The sequence below is a fragment of the Azohydromonas sp. genome (assembly GCF_035325925.1).
Lineage (GTDB): Bacteria > Pseudomonadota > Gammaproteobacteria > Burkholderiales > Burkholderiaceae_C > Calidifontimicrobium.
In genome coordinates this window covers 15,596-34,843 of the sequence record NZ_DAOKZA010000003.1, presented here as the reverse complement: position 1 = coordinate 34,843, position 19,248 = coordinate 15,596, and the positions used below count along the sequence as shown (strand labels likewise).

The 19,248-nt window shown below is 74.3% G+C and carries 18 protein-coding genes; 5 read left to right on the top strand and 13 right to left on the bottom strand.

The genetic code is table 11. The features are described 5' to 3' along the window. The first annotated feature begins 30 nt into the window (after positions 1 to 30). A complete protein-coding gene (locus PKC53_RS01830) occupies positions 31 to 1,230 on the top strand; it encodes an MFS transporter (RefSeq protein WP_324425702.1) in 1,200 nt (399 codons plus the stop codon). Between the two features lie 39 nt (positions 1,231 to 1,269). Here PKC53_RS01830 and PKC53_RS01825 read toward each other — a convergent pair whose 3' ends face one another. The 8 genes from PKC53_RS01825 to PKC53_RS01790 all read right to left on the bottom strand — a co-directional run bounded on the left by PKC53_RS01825 (position 1,270) and on the right by PKC53_RS01790 (position 9,198). After that, complete coding sequence (locus PKC53_RS01825) at positions 1,270 to 3,015, bottom strand: alpha/beta fold hydrolase (RefSeq protein ID WP_324425700.1); 1,746 nt, start codon at positions 3,013 to 3,015, stop codon at positions 1,270 to 1,272. Positions 3,016 to 3,059: 44 nt separating this feature from the next. Further along, positions 3,060 to 3,875, bottom strand: coding sequence for an SDR family oxidoreductase (locus PKC53_RS01820; RefSeq protein ID WP_324425698.1), 816 nt, complete (start codon positions 3,873 to 3,875; stop codon positions 3,060 to 3,062). Between the two features lie 355 nt (positions 3,876 to 4,230). After that, a complete protein-coding gene (hypE, locus tag PKC53_RS01815; protein ID WP_324425695.1) occupies positions 4,231 to 5,283 on the bottom strand; it encodes a hydrogenase expression/formation protein HypE in 1,053 nt (350 codons plus the stop codon). Continuing rightward, complete coding sequence (gene hypD, locus PKC53_RS01810; protein WP_324425693.1) at positions 5,280 to 6,464, bottom strand: hydrogenase formation protein HypD; 1,185 nt, start codon at positions 6,462 to 6,464, stop codon at positions 5,280 to 5,282. Before hypD ends, hypE begins: the two co-directional genes overlap by 4 nt. Continuing rightward, positions 6,461 to 6,694 carry a HypC/HybG/HupF family hydrogenase formation chaperone gene (locus tag PKC53_RS01805; protein ID WP_324425691.1) on the bottom strand — a complete coding sequence of 78 codons (234 nt, stop codon included), beginning with the start codon at positions 6,692 to 6,694 and terminating at the stop codon, positions 6,461 to 6,463. Before PKC53_RS01805 ends, hypD begins: the two co-directional genes overlap by 4 nt. Continuing rightward, positions 6,670 to 7,878 carry a carbamoyltransferase HypF gene (locus PKC53_RS01800; protein WP_324425689.1) on the bottom strand — a complete coding sequence of 403 codons (1,209 nt, stop codon included), beginning with the start codon at positions 7,876 to 7,878 and terminating at the stop codon, positions 6,670 to 6,672. Before PKC53_RS01800 ends, PKC53_RS01805 begins: the two co-directional genes overlap by 25 nt. A gap of 9 nt (positions 7,879 to 7,887) precedes the next feature. Then, positions 7,888 to 8,805 carry a hydrogenase nickel incorporation protein HypB gene (gene hypB / locus PKC53_RS01795; protein WP_324425875.1) on the bottom strand — a complete coding sequence of 306 codons (918 nt, stop codon included), beginning with the start codon at positions 8,803 to 8,805 and terminating at the stop codon, positions 7,888 to 7,890. 45 nt (positions 8,806 to 8,850) lie between these two features. Further along, positions 8,851 to 9,198 (bottom strand): hydrogenase maturation nickel metallochaperone HypA, encoded by a 348-nt coding sequence (locus PKC53_RS01790; protein ID WP_324425687.1) that lies wholly within the window; start codon positions 9,196 to 9,198, stop codon positions 8,851 to 8,853. Between the two features lie 145 nt (positions 9,199 to 9,343). Here PKC53_RS01790 and PKC53_RS01785 point away from each other — a divergent pair, with 145 nt between their 5' ends. Together PKC53_RS01785 and PKC53_RS01780 are read left to right on the top strand one after the other, a co-directional pair. Then, on the top strand, positions 9,344 to 10,864 hold the full coding sequence (locus tag PKC53_RS01785) for a BCCT family transporter (RefSeq protein ID WP_324425685.1): 1,521 nt from the start codon (positions 9,344 to 9,346) through the stop codon (positions 10,862 to 10,864). A gap of 5 nt (positions 10,865 to 10,869) precedes the next feature. After that, positions 10,870 to 11,568 carry a MarC family protein gene (locus PKC53_RS01780; RefSeq protein WP_324425683.1) on the top strand — a complete coding sequence of 233 codons (699 nt, stop codon included), beginning with the start codon at positions 10,870 to 10,872 and terminating at the stop codon, positions 11,566 to 11,568. A gap of 32 nt (positions 11,569 to 11,600) precedes the next feature. On the opposite strand, the gene PKC53_RS01775 is transcribed toward PKC53_RS01780, so the two are convergent. The 3 genes from PKC53_RS01775 to PKC53_RS01765 form a co-directional block, all read right to left on the bottom strand. Further along, on the bottom strand, positions 11,601 to 13,484 hold the full coding sequence (locus PKC53_RS01775; protein WP_324425681.1) for an SLC13 family permease: 1,884 nt from the start codon (positions 13,482 to 13,484) through the stop codon (positions 11,601 to 11,603). 442 nt (positions 13,485 to 13,926) lie between these two features. Then, a complete protein-coding gene (locus tag PKC53_RS01770; RefSeq protein ID WP_324425679.1) occupies positions 13,927 to 15,003 on the bottom strand; it encodes an acyltransferase in 1,077 nt (358 codons plus the stop codon). A gap of 15 nt (positions 15,004 to 15,018) precedes the next feature. Further along, a complete protein-coding gene (locus tag PKC53_RS01765) occupies positions 15,019 to 16,347 on the bottom strand; it encodes an MFS transporter (RefSeq protein ID WP_324425677.1) in 1,329 nt (442 codons plus the stop codon). Between the two features lie 65 nt (positions 16,348 to 16,412). Here PKC53_RS01765 and PKC53_RS01760 point away from each other — a divergent pair, with 65 nt between their 5' ends. Then, positions 16,413 to 17,303: a MaoC family dehydratase N-terminal domain-containing protein gene (locus PKC53_RS01760; protein ID WP_324425675.1), complete on the top strand. Its 891-nt coding sequence runs from the start codon at positions 16,413 to 16,415 to the stop codon at positions 17,301 to 17,303. Beyond that, positions 17,296 to 17,844: a DUF2505 domain-containing protein gene (locus PKC53_RS01755; RefSeq protein ID WP_324425673.1), complete on the top strand. Its 549-nt coding sequence runs from the start codon at positions 17,296 to 17,298 to the stop codon at positions 17,842 to 17,844. The genes PKC53_RS01760 and PKC53_RS01755 overlap by 8 nt, the downstream gene beginning before the upstream one ends. Here the strand turns inward: PKC53_RS01755 and PKC53_RS01750 are convergent. Together PKC53_RS01750 and PKC53_RS01745 are read right to left on the bottom strand one after the other, a co-directional pair. Beyond that, positions 17,835 to 18,401: an NADP oxidoreductase gene (locus PKC53_RS01750; RefSeq protein ID WP_324425671.1), complete on the bottom strand. Its 567-nt coding sequence runs from the start codon at positions 18,399 to 18,401 to the stop codon at positions 17,835 to 17,837. The genes PKC53_RS01755 and PKC53_RS01750 overlap by 10 nt on opposite strands. Continuing rightward, positions 18,398 to 19,132, bottom strand: a complete 735-nt coding sequence (locus PKC53_RS01745) for a 2Fe-2S iron-sulfur cluster-binding protein (protein ID WP_324425669.1) — start codon at positions 19,130 to 19,132, stop codon at positions 18,398 to 18,400. The genes PKC53_RS01750 and PKC53_RS01745 overlap by 4 nt, the downstream gene beginning before the upstream one ends. Positions 19,133 to 19,248: the final 116 nt, after the last annotated feature.

Here is a 19,248-nt window from a genome sequence, read left to right as displayed (position 1 = left end):
GCCTGTCGGCCCGCCTTCGCGTCGCCTCGCATGCACCTCGGACTGCGCCTGTTCCTGCCGTTTGCCGCCGGCTACTTCCTGTCGTACCTGCTGCGCAACGTCAACGCGATCATCGCGCCCGAGCTCACGCGCGAGCTCGGCGTCTCGGCGGCCGACCTGGGCCTGCTGACCTCGGCGTACCTGCTGGCCTTCGGCTCGTTCCAGCTGCCGCTGGGCATCCTGCTCGACCGCTACGGGCCGCGGCGCGTCGAGGCCGCGCTGCTGCTGGTCGCCGCGGCGGGCAGCGCGTGGTTCGCCACCGGCACCAGCCTGGGCGCGCTGGCGCTGGCGCGCGCGACGATCGGGCTGGGCGTGTGCGCCTGCCTGATGGCCGCGTTCAAGGCCTTCGCGACGTGGTACCCGGTGCAGCGGCTGCCGTCGCTGAACGCCGCGGTGATGGTCGCCGGCGGGCTCGGCGCGTTGACGGCGACGACGCCGCTGGCCTGGGCGGTGCCGGTGTTCGGCTGGCGCGGCCTGTTCCTCGGCCTGGCCGTGCTCACCGTGCTGGCCGCGCTGGCGATCCTCTCGACGCCGGACAAGCCCGCCGCGGCGGCCGGCGACTCGCTCGGCCAGCAGCTGCGCGAGCTGGGCCGGGTGCTGCGCAGCCGCGACTTCTGGCGCTACGCGCCGATGGCCGCCGCCGGCCTGGGCGGCTTCATCGCGCTGCAGGGGCTGTGGGCCGTGCCGTGGCTGATGCAGGCGGGCGGGCACACGCGCGAGGTCGCCGCCTGGCACATGCTGCTGACCACGCTGGCGATGGTGTGCGGCTTCCTGGCCACCGCGCTGGGCATCGGCACGCTGCGCCGCTGGGGCGTGCCGCCGGGGCGGGTGATGACGCTGGGCAACGCGCTGGGGCTGCTGGCGATGGCCGCGATCTGGCGCGACGCGGGCAGCAGCGAGGTGCTGTGGTTCGTGCTCGGCGTGGTCTTCGCGGTCGGCAACATCGCCTACGCCGAACTCACCGGCTTGTTCGGGCCGGCGCTGGCCGGGCGCGTCAACGCGGCGCTCAACCTGGCCGCGTTCGTCGGCGCCTTCGCGGTGCAGTGGGGTTACGGCGTGCTGCTCGACGGCCTGCAGGCGGCGGGCTGGGCGGTGCCCGCCGCGCACCGCGCGGCGTTCGCGGCGCTGCTGGCGCTGCAGGTCGCCGGCTTCGCCTGGTTCCTGGTCAGCCGGCCGAAGGCCGCCGGCTGATCGCTGCGACCTGCGGCCCGCCGCGTCGGGCCGCGGACTTCAGCGCTGCCGCACGTAGCGCCCCGGCGCGTCGTCGAGCACGCCATGACCCTTGGCCGGCGCACCGAGCGCGGGCGGCTTGGCCTGGCCGCTCGAGTGCTCGGCGAGCCAGCGCTGCCACGCCGGCCACCACGAACCGTCGTGCCGTGTCGCGCCGGCGAGCCAGTCGTCGGGGGCGAGGTGCGGGTCGGCCAGGCGGCGCGTCTTGACGCGGTAGTGGCGCTTCGGGTGCACCGGCCCGCAGACGATGCCGGCGTTGTGCCCGCCCGAGGTCAGCAGGAACGTGAAGTCGTCGCTGCGCACCAGGTTGTCGACCTTGTACACCGACTTCCACGGCGCGACGTGGTCGGTCTCGGTGCCGACGACGAACATCGGCGCGCGGATGTCCGACAGCCGCACCAGCGCGCCGCCGACCGGGAAGCGGTTGGTCGCCAGCTCGTTGTCCAGGTACAAGCGGTACAGGTACTCGGTGTGCATGCGCCAGGGCATGCGCGTGCCGTCGGCGTTCCACGCCATCAGGTCGATCATCGGGTCGCGCCGGCCCTTGAGGTAGTTGTTGACGATCGGCTGCCACACCAGGTCCTGCGCGCGCAGCAGCGCGAACGCGCCGCCCATCTGGCGGCTGTCGAGCACGCCCTTCTTGTGCATCGACGCCTCGAGCATCGCGAGCTGGCTGGGGTTGATGAAAAACGCCAGCTCGCCGGGCTCGGAGAAGTCGGTCTGCGCGGCGAACAGCGAGATCGTCGCCAGCCGCTCGTCGCGCTCGCGCGCCAGCGCCGCCGCGCCGATCGACAGCAGCGTGCCGCCGATGCAGTAGCCCACCGCGTGCACCTTGCGCCTGGGCACGATCGCGGTGACGGCGTCGAGCGCGGCGCGCAGGCCCTGCTCGAGGTAGTCGTCCATGCCGACCTCGCGGTCGCCCGCGTCGGGGTTCTTCCACGAGATCATGAACACCGTGTGGCCCTGGTCGACGAGGTACTTGACCAGCGAGTTGCGCGCGCTCAGGTCGAGGATGTAGTACTTCATGATCCACGCCGGCACGATCAGCAGCGGCTCGGCGTGCACCTGCCTGGTGGTCGGCGTGTACTGGATCAGCTCGATCAGCTCGTTGCGCAGCACCACCTTGCCCGGCGTCGTCGCGACGCTCTTGCCGACCTCGAAGGCCTCGGTGCCCGGCGGCGCGGCGCCCTCGAGCGTGCGCTGCACGTCGTCGAGCCAGTGCTCGAGGCCGCGCAGCAGGTTCTGCCCCTTCTCGGCCTGCGTCAGCGCGAGCAGTTCGGGGTTGGACGCCAGGTAGTTCGCGGGCGAGCTGGCGTCGAGCAGCATGCGCACCGCGAACTCGAGCAACTGCGCGTGGTAGTCGGTGACGCCGTCGACGTCGCGCACCGCGTCCTTCATCAGCGCGACGCTGTTCTGGTAGGCGCGCGCGTAGACGTTGAACGGGAACGTCGCCCACTCGTTCGACCCGAAACGCGGGTCGGGCTCGCCGGCCAGCCCTTCGGACGGCGGCACCGGCGCGCCGGCCAGCGCACGCAGCGCGAAGGCCCAGGTGTCGACGGCGCGGTCGAGCGCCTCCTGGCGCAGTTCGCCTTGCCGCGCCGGCGACTGCGCGAGGTGCATCGCCCAGTCGGCCCAGGCGGTGGTGAAGGCGGTGGGCGCGAGCCCGGCGGTCATCTGCGCGACCTGGGCGCGGAACTCGCGGTCGAAGTCCTGGCCCGTCGGGGCGGGATTGCGGCGGCGTGCCATCGCGGTGTCTCCTCGGTGCGGGTCGGGGTGCGGTCGCGCTGCGCTCAGGCCGGCGCGTGCCAGCCGGCGTCGACCCACAGCTCGCCGCTGACCGCCGAGTTGGCGAGCATGAAGCAGATCGCCTCGGCGATCTCCTCGGGGCGGATCAGGCGGCCGAGCTGCGTGTACGGCAGGATGTTCTTCGCCACGTAGTCCATGCCCATCGCGCGCACCATCGGCGTGTCGGTGAAACCGGGGTGGATCACGCTGCAGCGCACGCCGTGGAACATCGCCTCCTTCGTGATCGTCGCCGCCGCGCCCTCGAGGCCGGCCTTGGTGCTGGCGTAGGAGATCTGCCCGCGGTTGCCCTGCGACGACACCGAGCCGATGAACACCACGGCGCCCTGCATGCCCTCGTCCGGGTTCCAGCGCTTCAGGCCGCGCGCGGCGCGGTCCTCGGCGATGCGGCCGATCATCTCGAGCGCCCAGTACACCGGTGCGATCAGGTTCACGTCGACCACCAGCTTGAACTGTTCGAGCGGGTAGATGCGCGCCTTGCCGGTGGCCTTGTCGATGCGCACCGCGAGGTCGTCGCGCGTGATGCCGGCGGCCGGCACGCACAGCGAGACGCGGCCGAAGCGGCGCGCCATCTCGTCGAACACCGACACGCGGAACGCCTCGTCGGTGGTGTCGCCGCGAAACGGCAGCGCGAACGCGCGGCCGGCGTCGGCGTTGAGCGTCTCGGCGATCTGGCCGATCGACTCGTTCATGTCCACCAGCGCCACGCCGGTCACGCCGCGCCGTGCCATCGCCGCCGCCACGGCACGGCCGATGCCGCTGCCGCCGCCGGTGATCACGGCAACCTTGTTCGAGAGATCCATGCGGGCTCCGGGTTGATGTTGCGGCGCAACATTCTAGCGGCTCGCTGCAGCGACTCGCTCTGGCGGCTCGCTCGGCTGCGGCGGCGGCGCGGGCGGCCGCGCGCGCCGGCGAAGTGTGCCGTGAATCGGCCGCTGTTCTGTCATCGATCCGTCGCGGGCGGTGCCTACACTGCGCGCACTTCGACGGCAATCGACCGCAACATCGGGCGGAGCCAGGAACCCGTGACCTGCGTCGAGGCACCCCCGGCCGATGCCGCGCTCGCGCGCCCGGCCGGACGATGGCGCCGCCGATGCCGGCGCGATCCGTCGGCACGCCGCGGGTGGCATCGCCGCGGGGCTCCCGGGCCGGCCGGCGTCAGCAGATGCGCGGCAGCGGCTCGCCGGTGAGCCAGTCGACCATGCGCCGCCCGCCGAGCCGCGTGGCCATCTGCACGAAACACCGCGGGTCGTCGGCGACGGTGCCGACGCGCGCCGCCTCGGCGCCCAGCGGGTGCGCGCGCAGCGCGGCGAGCGCCGCGTCGGCGTGCGACGCGTCGACCACGGCCACCAGCTTGCCCTCGTTGGCGACGTACAGCGGGTCCAGCCCGAGCAGTTCGCAGGCGCCGGCCACCTGCGCGCGCACCGGCAGCGCCGACTCGTCGACGAGCATGCCCACGCGCGACTGCTGCGCGATCTCGTTGAGCGTGGTGGCCAGCCCGCCGCGCGTGGGGTCGCGCAGCACGCGCACCGCGCCCTCGGGCAGCGCGGCCAGCAGCGCGGCCACCAGCCCGTGCAGCGCGGCGCTGTCGGAGACGATCTCGGTGTCGAAGCCCAGCGACTCGCGCCGCGACAGCACCGCCACGCCGTGGTCGCCCAGCGTGCCCGACACCAGCACCGCGTCGCCGGCGCGGGCGCGCGCCCCGCCGATCTCGCGCCCGGGCGGCAGCGCGCCGACGCCGGTGGTGCAGACGAACACGCCGTCGCCGTGGCCGCGCTCGACGACCTTGGTGTCGCCGGCGACCACCGGCACGCCGGCGGCGCGCGACGCGGCGGCCATCGACCCGGCGATGCGCCGCAGGTCGGCCAGCGCGAAACCCTCCTCGAGCACGAACCCCGCGGTCAGCGCCAGCGGCACCGCGCCCATCATCGCGACGTCGTTGATCGTGCCGTGCACCGCGAGGCTGCCGATGTCGCCGCCGGGGAAGAACAGCGGCGAGACCACGTGCGTGTCGGTGCTGACCACCAGCCGGTGCCCCGGCGGTGGCGCGGGCAGGCAGGCGCCGTCGTCGCCGGCGGCGAGCGCGGGGTGGTCGAAGGCACGCACGAACAGCTCGCGCACCAGCTGCGCCGACGCGCGCCCGCCGGCGCCGTGGTTCATGTCGACGCGGCCGTGCTTCCAGTCCAGCGGGCGCTCGTAGCCGGGCTTCACGCGGCCTCCACGCCGCTGGCCGACGGTGCGGCGTCGCGCCAGCGCCCATAGCTGAAGTGCGCCGCGCACGCCCCCTCGCTGGAGACCATGCACGAGCCCATCGGCGTCGACGGCGTGCACACGCTGCCGAACAGCGTGCAGTCGGCGGGCGCCTTCACGCCGCGCAGGATCGCGCCGCACTCGCACTTCGGGTGATCGGGCACCGCGCGGTAGGCCAGCGCGTAGCGCCGCTCGGCGTCCCAGCGCGCGTACGCGGGGCGGATGCGCAGCGCGCTGGCCGGCACCTCGCCGAGGCCGCGCCACTCGAAGCTCTCGCGCGGCTCGAACACCTCGTCGACCACCGCCTGCGCGGTGCGATTGCCGTCGCGCGTGACGGCGCGGCTGAACTCGTTCTCGACCTCGGCGCGGCCGTCGTTGACCTGGCGCACCAGCAACAGCACCGCCTGCATCACGTCCAGCGGCTCGAAGCCGGCGATCACGACCGGCTTGCGGTGCGTGCGCGCGAAGCGCTCGTAGGCGCGCGTGCCGATCACCACGCTGACGTGCGCCGGGCCGACGAAGCCGTCGATCGGCACCGTGCCCAGCGCGCGCGCCTCGGCGGCGTCGAGCAGGTGCGCGATCGCCGCCGGCGTCAGCACGTGGCAGCTGAGCACGCTGAAGTTGTCGAGCCGCTCGGCGGCGGCCTGGCGCAGCGCCAGCGCGGTCGGCGGGGTCGTGGTCTCGAAGCCGATCGCGAGGAACACCACCTCGCGCCGCGGCTGCGCGCGCGCCAGCGCCAGCGCGTCGGCCACCGAGTAGACGAGCCGCACGTCGGCGCCGAGCGCGCGCGCCTTCAGCAGCGACAGCGCCTCGCCGCCGCGCGAGCCGGCCGCCGGCCGCGGCGACGCCGGCACGCGCAGCACGTCGCCGTAGGTGGCCAGCGTGACGCCGCGGTCGAGCGCCAGCGCGATCGCCTGGTCGATGCGCCCGATCGGCAGCACGCACACCGGGCAGCCGGGCCCGTGGATCATCGTCACGGCCGGCGGCAGCAGGTCGGTCACGCCGTAGCGCGAGATCGCGTGCGTGTGCCCGCCGCAGAACTCCATGAAGCGGTAGCGTCGCCCCGGCTGCACCTCGGCGGCGATGCGCGCGGCGATGCGCGCCGCCAGTGCGCCGTCGCGGAACTCGTCGACGTACTTCATCGCGCGCCGTCGTCGTCGGCGGCCCGCAGCTGCGCGAACAGCGCCAGCGTGCGCTCGGCCTCGTCGGGGTCGAGCAGCCCGATCGCGTGGCCGACGTGCACGATCGCGTAGTCGCCCGCGCGCGCCTCGGGCACGAGCGCGACCGACACGCGCTTGCGCACGCCGCCGAGCTCGACGAGCGCGTCGTCGCCGTCGACCGCGACGATCAGTGCAGGCAGCGCGAGGCACATGCCGCAGGTTCCTGCGTCCGCGCGTCGTCCGCGCGGCGCTGCGCCTCGCCGCGCTCGACCGCCCACGCGGCGACCCACGCCTGCCCCAGCGCGAGGCCGGCGTCGCCGCAACCGCTGACGGCGCCGGGGCGCAGCACGCGCAGGCCGGCGGCGTCGAGACGCTCGGCCAGCCGCTGCGACAGCACGCGGTTCGCGAAGCAGCCGCCGCCGAGCACGACGCAGCGCACGCCGTACTCCTGCGCCGCGGCCGCGGCGGCGTGCGCCAGCGCGTCGGCCAGCCGCAGGTGGAATCGCGCGGCGGCTTCGCCGCGCCGCTCGGCGGGCAGGTCGAACAGCGCCGCGACCTCGGCCGGCAGCTCGGCCAGCGTCGACGCCGGCGGCGGCGCGGCGTGCACGGCGAGCCAGCGCGCCGCTTCGGCCTCGAGCGCCATCGCCGCCTCGGCGTCGCGCTGCGTCTGCGGGTGCACGCCCAGCGCCGCCGCCGCGGCGTCGAACCAGCGCCCGCCGGCGGTGGTCGGCGGGCAGTTCAGCGTGCGCGCCAGCATGCGCTGCACCGTGGCGGCCGCGTCGGTGCCGACGCTGGCCGAGAACCGCGACACGATCTCGTCGCCGCGCCCGAGCGCGTGCAGCAGCGCGGCGGCCATGCGCCAGGGCTCGCGCGCGGCGCGGTCGCCGCCGGGCAGCGCCAGCGGCGGCAGGTGAGCGACACGCTGCCAGGCGGTCGAGCGCGACGCGGCGTCGAGCCACAGCAGCTCACCACCCCAGGCGTGGCCGTCGAGGCCGAGGCCGACGCCGTCGAGCGCCCAGCCGAGCAGCGGCTCGTCGACGAGGCCGTGCTCGGCGGCCACCAGCGCCAGGTGCGCGTGGTGGTGCTGCACCGCGACCGCCGGCACGTGCAGCCGCGCGGCCAGCGCCTGCGCCAGGCGGGTGCTGTGGAAGTCGGGGTGCAGGTCGTGCGCGACCGCCGCCGGCGGCTGCAGCAGCGCGGCAAGCAGTGACTCGGCGGACGCCTCGAGCGCGACGCAGGCGGCGGGGTCGGCGAGGTCGCCGTGCAGCGTCGACCAGCGCACGGCGTCGCCCGCCAGCGTGCAGGCCCGGTTCTTCAGGTAGGCGCCCAGTGCGAGCACGCCGTGCGGCGCCGCGGCGGGCAGCACCTGCGTGTCGGGGGGCGTCGGCGCGGGCATCGCCGTCACTCAGGGGTCGATGCCGGCGGCGCGCAGGCGCGCCTCGAGCTGCGCAACGCGCTGCTCGAGCGCGGCCACCGACGGCGCGCGCAGCATGGCGTCGAGCCAGTCGAGCCAGGCGTCGAGGCCGTCGCCGCGGGTGGCCGAGACCTGCAGCACCTCGATGCGCGGGTTGACGCGCCGCGCATGGTCGATGCAGCGCGCGACGTCGAAGTCGACGTGCGGCAGCAGGTCGACCTTGCTGATCAACAGCAGCGACGCGGCGGCGAACAGGTCGGGGTACTTCAGCGGCTTGTCGTCGCCTTCGGTGACCGACAGCAGCGCGACCTTGGCGTGCTCGCCGAGGTCCCACAGCGCCGGGCACACGAGGTTGCCGACGTTTTCGATCAGCAGCAGCGCCGGCGGGCGCGCGGGGTGCCCGTCGTGCCCCTGAACGGGGGGGTGGTCGTGCCCGTGCCCGTGGTCGTGCAGCGGCAGCCGCGCGAACGCGTCGGCGACCATGCGCGCGTCGAGGTGACAGCCCTTGCCGGTGTTCACCTGGATCGCGGGCACGCCGACGGCGCGGATGCGCTCGGCGTCGCGCGAGGTCTGCTGGTCGCCTTCGACGACACCCAGCGCCAGCGCGGGGCGGCGGCGCTGCAGCGCGCGCAGCGTGGCCACCAGCAGCGTCGTCTTGCCGGCGCCGGGCCCCGACAGCAGGTTCAGCGCGATCACGCCGTGCGCCTCGAAGTGGCGGCGGTTCGACGCGGCGATGCGGTCGTTCGCGCCGAGCACGTCGGCTTCGAGGCGGATCGTGCGTCCGGCGTCGAGCCCGGGCACGGACACGCGCGCGGCGCCGCCGCCGTAGTCGAGGTCGCCGGTGGTCGCGTCGACGCGCGCGCCAGCCGTCGGGGCACCCGGGTCACTGCAACCGCACACCACGCACATCACCGCTGCCCATCCTGTCGCCGAAGTCACCGCACGCCGGCCCGATCATGCCTGCACCACCTGCAATTCGACCACGCGCAGCGCCGTGCCGGCGGTCGGGCGCAGCTGCCAGCCGCCGCAGTGGCGGCAGGCGTCGCCACGATGCGCCAGCGGCGTGGCGCGGCCGCAGGTCTCGCACCAAGCCTCGCCGGCGGGTTCGGCGATGTCGATCGCCGCGCCGTCGAGGCAGGTGCCCGGCGCGATCGCCGTCAGCGCGAAGCGCAGCGCGTCGACCTCGACGCCGGCGAGCCGGCCGACCTCGATCCCCACGCGCGCCACGCGGGCGGCGCGCTCGCGCGCCGCCGCGCGCTCGACGATCTCGAGGATGCTGCCGGCCAGGCTCAGCTCGTGCATGGCGTCGGGTGCGCGGGGGGGGGGACCGCCGGATCTCGGTTATGGTCGACGCCGCATTGTGCGCTGCCGCGGTGCCGCGTCGGGCCATGTCCCCTCGCCGGCGGCGGCTGCGCCGCTGGCGCCGAAAGACGCAAGGGGGAGCGACGTGCAACTGATCCTGTCCGCTGGCGGCATCGCCGCGATCGTGCTGTGGGGGCTGCTGTGGCCGGCGTCGCTGGGCGCGTTCTTCGAGCGTGCGCTGGCGCTGATCACGGTGAACTTCGGCTGGCTGTACCTGTGGGTGGTGCTCGCGCTGGTGGTCGTCGCCGCGCTGCTGGCGTTCAGCCGCTACGGCGACCTCAAGCTCGGCGGCGAGGACGACGAGCCCGAGTTCTCGCTGGGCAGCTGGTTCGCGATGCTGTTCGCCGCCGGCATGGGCATCGGCCTGGTGTTCTGGGGCGTCGCCGAGCCGCTGTCGCACTACGGCGCGCCGCCGCCGGGCATCGCCGCGAACACGCCCGAGGCGGCCAACGCGGCGATGCGCTACAGCTTCTTCCACTGGGGGCTGCACCCGTGGGCCGTCTACAGCGTGGTCGCGCTGGCGATCGCGTTCTTCAGCTTCCGTCGCGGCAAGGCGGCGCTGGTCAGCGCGGCCACCGAGTCGCTGCCCTGGCCGTGGGTGCGTGCGCTGTCGCCGCTGGTCGACGTGCTGGCGGTGGTCGCCACCGCGTTCGGCGTGGCCGCGTCGCTGGGCATCGGCGCGCTGCAGATCAACAGCGGGCTGCACGCGGTGTTCGGGCTGCCGGTGGGCGAGGCGTCGCAGCTGGCGATCATCGCGGTGACCACCGCGCTGTTCCTCGGCTCGGCGATCACCGGCGTGACGCGCGGCATCAAGTGGCTGTCGAGCATCAACCTGGCGCTGGCCGCGCTGCTGATGGCGACGGTCTTCGTCGTCGGCCCGACGGTGGCGATCATCGACACCTTCACCACCACGCTGGGCGCTTACGCCAGCGAGTTCGTGCGCATGAGCCTGCGCACGACGCCGTTTCGCGACAGCGGCTGGGTCGGCGGCTGGACGGTGTTCTACTGGGCCTGGTGGGTGTCGTGGTCGCCGTTCGTCGGCCTGTTCATCGCCCGCGTGTCGCGCGGGCGCACGATCCGCGAGTTCATCGCCGGCACCGTGTTCGCGCCGACGCTGGCCGGCTTCGCGTGGTTCGCCGTGTTCGGCGGCACCGCGCTGCACCTGGAGATCTTCACCGGCGTGCCGATCGCCGAGGCGGTGGCCGCCGACGTGTCGACCGCGCTGTTCGCGATGTTCGACGCGCTGCCGATGAGCGCGCTGCTGTCGGTCGTGGCCACCGTGCTGGTGCTCGTGTTCTTCGTCACCTCGGGGGATTCCGCGACGCTGGTGCTGGGCATGATGAGCACCGGCGGCACGCCCGACCCGAAGGCGCGCGTCAAGGTGGTGTGGGGGCTGCTGGTGGCGGGCATCGCCGCGAGCCTGCTGCTCACCGGCGGCATCAAGGCGGTGCAGACCGCGACCATCGTGTTCGCGCTGCCTTTCACGCTGGTGATCGTGCTGATGACGGTGGCGCTGTGGCGCGCGGTGCGCGAGGACTGGCGCGAGGAGAACCGGCGCGAGCGCGAACTGCGCCGGCGCCTGCGCGAGATGGCCGGCACGAAGTAGGCGCGATGCCGGTCGACCTCGCGGCGCTCGCCTTGGCGTTCGGCAAGAGCGCGCTGTTCGCGTTCGCGACGATCCTGCCGATCCTCAACCCGGCGGCCACCGCGCCGATCTTCCTCGGCCTGACCGAGGGTGCCAGCGCGGCGACGCGGGCGCTGCTGGCGCGGCGCATCGCGCGCAACATGTTCGCGCTGATGGCCGGCTCGATGCTCGTGGGCTCGTTCGTGCTCGACTTCTTCGGCATCTCGCTGCCGATCGTGCGCGTCGGCGGCGGGCTGATCGTCGCCGCCACCGCGTGGCGGCTGCTCACCGCCACGCACGCGACGCTGGACTCGCGCACCGACCTGGCCGAGGCGTTCACGCCCGAGCAGGCGCGACGCCAGGCGTTCTACCCGCTGACCTTCCCGATCAGCTGCGGGCCCGGCTCGATCGCCGCGGCGATCACGGTCGGCGTCGCACTGCACGACGCCCAGCTCGCGCTGTCGCTCGCCCGCATGGGCGGCGCGCTGGTCGCGCTGGCGCTGATCGGCGTCGTGATGTACCTCGCGTTCCGCTACGCGTCGCGGCTGCTGCGCCCGCTGGGCGAGGCCGGCACGATCGTGTTCCTGCGGCTGTCGGCGTTCATCCTGCTGTGCCTGGGCGTGCAGATCGTGTGGGACGGCGTCAGCGAACTGCTGCGCGGCGTGCTCGCCGAGGTCGCTCGCTGAGGCCGCTGACCGACCGGCGCGCGCCGATGCCGCTACAGCGGCCAGACCCACGGCAGCAGCGGCAGCGCGACGGCGAGCACCAGCAGCTCCACCGGCAGGCCGAGGCGCCAGTAGTCGCCGAAGCGCAGCCCGCCGGGGCCGAGGATCAGCGTGTTGTTCTGGTGCCCGATCGGGGTGAGGAAGGCGCACGATGCGCCGATCGCCACCGCCATCAGGAACGCGTCGGCGTTCGCGCCCAGCGCCGACGCGGTGCCGAGCGCGACCGGGCACATCACCGCGGCGGTGGCGGCGTTGTTCATCACGTCCGACAGCATCATCGTGACCACCAGGATCAGCGCCAGCGCGACCAGCGCGTGGCCCTGCGCGACGCCGTCGAGCAGCCAGCGCGCGAGCAGGTCGGCCGCGCCGCTCGAGGCCATCGCGCCGGCCACCGGCATCAGCGCCGCCAGCAGCACGATCACCGGCCAGTCGACGGCGTCGTAGACCGCACGCGGCGGCACGGTGCGCAGCGCCAACGACGCGAGCACGCCGGCGGCGAACGCCACCGCCGCCGGCACCAGCCCGAACGCCGCGCCGGCCACCGCCAGCGTCAGGATCAGGCTGGCCTCGACCGCGCGGCGGCGATCGGGGATGCGCAGCTCGCGCTCGGCCAGCGGCACGCAGCCGTGCTGGCTGGCGAAGTCCACCAGCACCTCGGGCGGGCCCTGCATCAGCAACAGGTCACCGGGTTGCAGCACCAGCGAGCGCAGCCGCGCCGTCGAGCGCCGCCCCTGGCGCGACACCGCGAGCAGGTTGATGCCGTAGCGCGTGCGCAACTGCACGTCGGTGGCCGAGCGTGCGGCCAGTGTCGAGCCGGGCAGTATCGCGAGCTCCATCAGCACGATCTCGTCGGACGGCGCCGCGTCGGCATCGCCGTCGCTGTCGTCGTCGCCGGCATCGCCGTCGCGCGGCTGGCGCTGCGCGCGCGCCGCCGCGACTTCGGCCGGGGTGTCGCCCGCGGCCGACGCGTCGTCGCCCGCGGGCGGGGGCCGCGCCTCCTCGAGCTGCAGCCCGGCGCTGCTCAGCGCCTGGCTCAGCGCCTCGGCCTCGGCCTCGATGACGAGGATGTCGCCGGCGCGCACGATGCGCCCTGGGCTCGGTGCGGTGACACGCACCTCGTTGCGCACCAGTCCGACGACCTGCGCGTCGGCCCCGTCGAGCAGGCGCTCGATCTCGTGCAGCGTCTTGCCGGCGGCCTTGCTGCCTTCACCGACGCGCGCCTCGGTGAGGTAGGCACCGGTGTCGAAACCTTCGACGCCGGCGCTCTTGCGCGCCGGCACCAGGCGCCAGCCGATCGCGGCGATGAACACCACGCCGGCGGCGGCCACCGCCAGCCCCACCGGCGTGAAGTCGAACATGCCGAAGCTGCCGGCGCCGGCGCGGTCGCGGAAGCCCGAGACGATCAGGTTCGGCGGCGTGCCGATCAGCGTGGTCATGCCGCCGAGGATCGAGCCGAACGCCAGCGGCATCAGCACGCGTGCGGGCGGCAGTTGCTGCCGACGCGCGACCTGCACCGCCACCGGCATCAGCAGCGCCAGCGCGCCGACGTTGTTCATGAACGCCGACAGCACGGCTGCGAGCGTCGTCAGCGCGGCGATCGCCAGCGTCGGCCCGGTGCGCGCGGGCAGCACGGCGCGCGTGAGCGCGTCGACCGCGCCCGAGGTCTGCAGCGCGCGGCTGAGCACCAGCACGCAGGCCACCGTGACGACCGCCGGGTGGCCGAAGCCGGCGAACGCGTCGGCCGGCGCGACCAGTCCGGCGACCACGCAGGCCAGCAGCGCACCCACGGCGACCATGTCGTGGCGCCAGCGTCCCCACAGGAACGCCGCGACGGTGCCCGCGAGGATGAGCAGGATCAGCGTCTGGTCGGAGGTCATCGCGTCGGCGTCGGGTGCGACGCGCAGTATCTTCGAGCCGCGGTGCGCCGCCGCGCTGCGGCCGCCGCGCCGGATCTGCAAGCTCTGACGCCTGGAGCCGGCCCGCCCCCGAGCGGGCGCGCCCCGCGGCGCCGCGCGACGACCTCGCCGCCAAGCGCGCGCTGCTGCGATGGCGCGGCGAGCGCCTGCCGGCATCGGGCCCGCGACGCGCGCCGGGGCCGGCGACCTGCGCGACGCCGAGGGTCTGCGCCAACCACTTGCTGAGGGGCGGCGCGCCGCAGCGCGCCACGGCGACCCCCGGCGCGATCCTGACGGCGTGCGGTGCGTTGCCGGCGATGCCGATGGCCCGCGGCTCTAGCGATCGAACGCAAGGGCGCGTGTACGCGTTCGCGCCGGCGATTTCCGATGCGCCGTGTGCGCCGGGCACCGCCGCCCGTGCGGCTCATGGGGCGTTCGCGGCCGCAGCGTGCGAGCGCAGCCGGGCCGCGAGCCGGCGCGCCTGCGCGAGCAGCGGCCTCTCCACCGTGTGGTGCACGAGCAGCACGAAGGCGAACATCACCGGCACCGTGAGGGCGAGCGCGGACGCCAGTCCCAGGTGCGGCACCCAGCGATCGAGCAGGTAGAACCCGACGATGCCGTGGAACAGGTACACCGAGTAGCTCGTGTCGGCGAGCGCACGAACGACGGGCCCGGGCCGCAGCCGGTCGTTGACCGCCCAGGCGAGCAGGAACACCGCCATCGCGGCCAGGAAGCTGACGAGGTACGAGTTGTCGAGCGGCAGGAACTGCACGTGGATCTGCCGCAGCCCCAGCACCAGGGCGACGTGAGCCAGCACCAGCAGGCCCGCGGCGAGTGCCGGCCCGATCGAGCGCTGGTGCAGCGCGAAGTACAGCACCTGGCCGACCGCGAGGTAGGGCAGGTAGGCCGCGGTGGCGGCGAACAGGAAGTAGCCGTGGCCGAACTGCCGTGCGGTCAGCACCGTCGCGATCACCGCGCCGAGCAGCAGCACGGCCCTGGCGGCGGGCCAGCGGCGCAACGGGAACGACAGCAGCACCCACGCATAGAACAGCACCTCGATGGCCAGCGTCCACGCCACGCCGACGAGCACCACCTGCGGGTGGATCCAGTAGTTGACCAGCAGCATGCTCGTGAGCACCGCCGCGGGGCTGGCCTGCTGCCGCGCGTTCTCGTCCAGCGCCACCGACAGCAGCACCGCCAGCGCGAGCAGCGGAAAGATGCGCAGCGCGCGCTTGAGCGCGAACTCGGCGGCCGTCTCGCGCAGGGAGACATGCGTGATGACGAAGCCGCTGATCAGGAAGAACAGGCACACGCCGAACCAGCCGAAGTTCTGGATCAGGCCCAGCGGCTGGTTGACCCATCGGTTGACCGCATCGACGACGGTCAGCGTCGTGCCGAGCCGTTCGGGGTAGATGGCGAACAGGTGGTCCCACACCACGAGCCAGGCTGCCGCGCCGCGCAGGACGTCGAGGAAGTGGATCTGCGACTTGGGCTCGACCATCGGGCGGCGGTGTCGTCAGCGCGCCGGCGCGCGCGGCGCGTGCGCAGCGGTTTGCGCCGCTGCCGCGATGCCGCGCGGCACGTCGACCAGCGCCAGCAGCCCCAGTCCGAGCACGAAGAAGGCGCCGGTGGACGCGATCGCCAGCCGGTGGTTGCCGCCGCTGAGCAGCGTGACCAGGCCGTAGGTCATCGGCCCGAGGATCGCCGACAGCCGGATCGCGAAGGTCCACAGGCCGTAGAACTCGGCGCGCCGTGCCGCCGGCGACAGCGCGCCGGCCAGCGCACGCCCGGCCGACTGGCTGCTGCCCATGCACAGCCCGGCGATCACCGCGGCGACCCAGAACAGCCCCGGGCCGGTGGCCAGCGCGGCGAGCACCGTCATCACGATCCAGCCCGCCAGCGTCACCGCCAGCGCCGGTCGGTGACCGATGCGGTCCTGCACGTAGCCCCAGGCAAAGGCGCCGACCGCGGCGGCGATGTTGACGAGGAAGATCAGCGCCATCGTCTGCGTCTGGCGGAACTGCAGCACCTGCTCGGCGTACACCGCGGCCAGCGCGATGACCACCGAGATGCCCGCCTGGTACGCCACCGCGCAGGCCAGCAGCGCGCTGAAGTCGCGGAAGCGCCGCGACTCGCGCCAGGTGTGCCGCAGCCGGTGCAGCGACGCCCGCAGCCCCGCCTCGTGCGCCGGGTCCGGTTGCGGCCGCGCGCGCTCGCGAAGCAGCGCGAAGGTGGCCAGCGACGCGAGCGCGAACACGCCGGCCGTGATGAGCATCGTCACCGGCACGAAGTGCGATGCCGGCAGCCCCCGGCCCTGCGCCCAGATCACGTAGCCCAGGCTCAGCCCCAGCGTGAGCATGCCGCCGAAGTAGCCGAAGCTCCAGCCCCAGCCCGACACGCGACCGAGGCTGCTATCGCGCGCCAGCTCGGGCAGGAAGGCCGCGATCAGCGATTCGCCGTAGCTGTAGAACACGTTCGACAGCACGATCGCCGCGACCGCCCAGGCCACCTGGCCGGGCCCGGCGTGTGCCAGCGCCGCGGTGGTCACGACGCAGCCCAGCGTCGACAGCGCGAGCAGGCGCTTCTTCGCGCCGCGCAGGTCGGCGTAGGCGCCGATCGCCGGCATCGTCGCCATCACGATCAGGCTCGACAGCGCCAGCGCCGAGGTCCAGGCCAGCGTGGCCCAGCTCGCGCCGCCGGCGACGCCGCCGACGAAGTAGGCGCTGAACACCGCGGTCAGCACGACCGTCGTGTAGCCGGAGTTGGCGAAGTCGTACATCGCCCAGCCGAACACCTCGCGCTTGCGCACGCCGGGGTTCAGCGCGTCCTGGGACCAACGGGCCATGGCGGATACGATGGTGGGGCAATGCGCAGTATCACCGCCCCGGTGGCCCCGACGACGACCGAACGATGACCTCGCCCGAGGACGACCGTGACGAGGCCGGCCTGTCGGCCTGGATCGGCCGCAGCGAGCGCGCGCGCGACCGGGTCACCGCCGCGCCGGTGGCGGCGCTGGCGGCCACGCTCGACCGCCCGGCGCGCGAGGTGCGCGACGGCGACGCGCTGCCGCCGCTGTGGCACTGGCTGTACTTCCTGCCGCACCCGCGCGCCAGCGAGCTGGGCGAGGACGGTCACGCCCGGCGCGGCGGCTTCCTGCCGCCGGTGGCGCTGCCGCGCCGCATGTGGGCCGGCAGCCGCTTCGAGTTCGGCGCGCGGCCGCTGCGCGTCGGCCAGCGCATCGAGCGCGAGTCGACGGTCGAGGACGTGCGGTGCAGGCACGGACGCAGCGGCGCGCTGGTGTTCGTCACCGTGCGCCACGAAATCCGCGCCGAGGGCGACGCCGCGCCGGCGCTGTGCGAGTGGCACCACATCGTCTACCGCGAGGCGCCGCGGCCCGGCGGCGCGTCGCCGCCACCGATGGCGCCGCCGGCGGTGCCGCAGTGGCAGCGCCGCGCCACGCCCGACGCGGTGCTGCTGTTCCGCTATTCGGCGTTGACCTTCAACGGCCACCGCATCCACTACGACCGTGCGTTCGCGACCGGCGTGGAGGGCTACCCGGGGCTGGTCGTGCACGGTCCGCTGCTGGCGACGCTGCTGCTCGAACTGCTGCGCGAGCACCGCCCCGACGCGGTGCTCGACACGTTCGAGTTCCGCGCGCTGCGCCCGCTGTTCGACGGCGCGGCACTCACGCTGTGCGGCGCCGTGGCCGGCGACGCTCGCGTGCGGCTGTGGGTGCTGGCCTGCGACGGCGCCGTGGCGGTCGACGCGACCGCCACGCTGCGCCGCGGCGCGCATGGCTGAGGTCGCCTTTGCGCTCGAGCACGACTACCCGGCCGGGCTCGGCGCGCTGTGGCTGGCGCTGGGCCGGCGCGAGTACGTCGACAGCAAGTACCGTGCGCTCGACGGCGCGCCGCCACGCATCCTGCGCTTCCACGCCGACGCTGTGACGATCGACGTGGAGCTCGAGCGCATCCGGGCCGTCGTGCCGGCGGCCCTGCCGGCCTGGGCACGCGGCTTCGCCGAGCGGGCGCAGGCGCTGCACCAGCGCAGCCATTGGTACCGCCGCGGGCCGCAGCGCGCCGAGGCGCAGCTCGACGTCGAGCCGGCGCGCCTGCCGCTGCGCGCGCACTGCCGCGGCGACGTCGTCGAGCGCGGGCCGGGGTGCACGCACCTGGCCTGGCGCGTGCGCGTGCGGTGCGACGTGCCGCTGGTCGGCGCCGCGGCGGCGCGGCTGTTCGCGCGCGAGCTGCGCGGCGCGCTCGACGCGGATCACGCCTTCACGGTCGACCGCCTCGCCGCCTCGGGGCATCACGCCGCCGCCGCGGCGGCGCGTCAGTCGTAGCGGATCAACCCGTGCGCCAGCCGCGGCGTGCGCCCGGCCATCAGGTCGGTGAGGAACTGCCAGAACGCGTCGGCGCCGGGCGGACAGCCGGGCAGGAAGTAGTCGACGTGCACCACCTCGTGGATCGGGTGCACGCGGTTCAGCGGCAGCGGCAGCTCGGGGTCGTCGGGAACGCGGCTGCCCGATGCGAGCCCCGCACGCTCGCGGTAGACGTCGACCAGCAGCTCGCCGACGTCGAGCGGGTTGCGCAGCGCCGGCAGCCCGCCGGTGATCGCGCACGCGCCGACCGCGACCAGCGTCTTGCACTGCGCGCGGAACTCGCGCAGCACCTGCACGTTCTCGGCGTTGCACAGTCCGCCTTCGACCAGGCCGATGTCGCAGTGGGTGACGTGCTTGATGTCGGTCAGCGGCGAGCGGTCGAACTCGACGTGCTCGACGAGTTCGAACAGCCGCTCGTCGATGTCGAGCAGCGACATGTGGCAGCCGAAGCAGCCCGCGAGCGACACCGTGGCGAGGCGCAGCTTGCGCGGCGCGTGCGGCAGCGCGGTGTCGCTCACGGCCGGGGGTCCTTCGTCGACGGCAGCGGGTGCGGCTGCGCCGACACCGGCTGCGCGTCGAAGCGCCGCTCGCCGATCGGCACCGCGAAACCGCGGCGCTTGGGCAGGATCACGCCGACCGGGCAGACCTCGAGCGCACGGTCGCCCGGCGCGATGTCGGTGTCGACGAGCCGGCCGCTGGCGCTGTCGACGAGCAGCCTGGCGCCGATGCCGTGGCCGCCGATCGCGAACACGTGCTTGCCGTCGACGTCGCGGCTGGCGCGCACGCACAGCTCGCACAGGATGCAGCGGTTGAAGTCGAGCAGCACGTCGGGGTGGCTCGCGTCGACCGGGCGGTCGGGGTAGAACTCCTCGAAGTGCGGGCCTTCCATGCCCATTTCGTACGCGGTGGCCTGCAGCAGGCAGTTGCCGCTCTTCTCGCAGCTCGGGCAGAAGTGGTTGCCCTCGACGAACAGCATCTGCAGCAGCGTCTTGCGCATCGCGTCGAGCGTTGCGCTGCGGTTGACGACGTGCTGGCCGTCGCGCGCACGTGTGGTGCACGCGGTCACCGCGCGGCCGTCGACCTCGACCTGGCACACGCGGCACGAGCCGTGCGGCGCGAAGTCGGGGTGCCAGCACAGGTGCGCGATCCAGTGCCCGGCGCGGGCCGCGGCTTCGATGATCGTCTCGCCCGGCGTGAACGGGACTTCGTCGCCGTCGAGCGTGAAGCGGGGGGGTGCCGTGTCGGTCACGTCCGGGGCTCCGGGCAGCGTGGCGCGACGCGCGATGGGCCGGGCCCGGACATCCCCGCCCGCGCGCACCGCGCTGGCAGAGGCCGAGCGAGCCGACGCCGGCGGGAGCGCTGGCC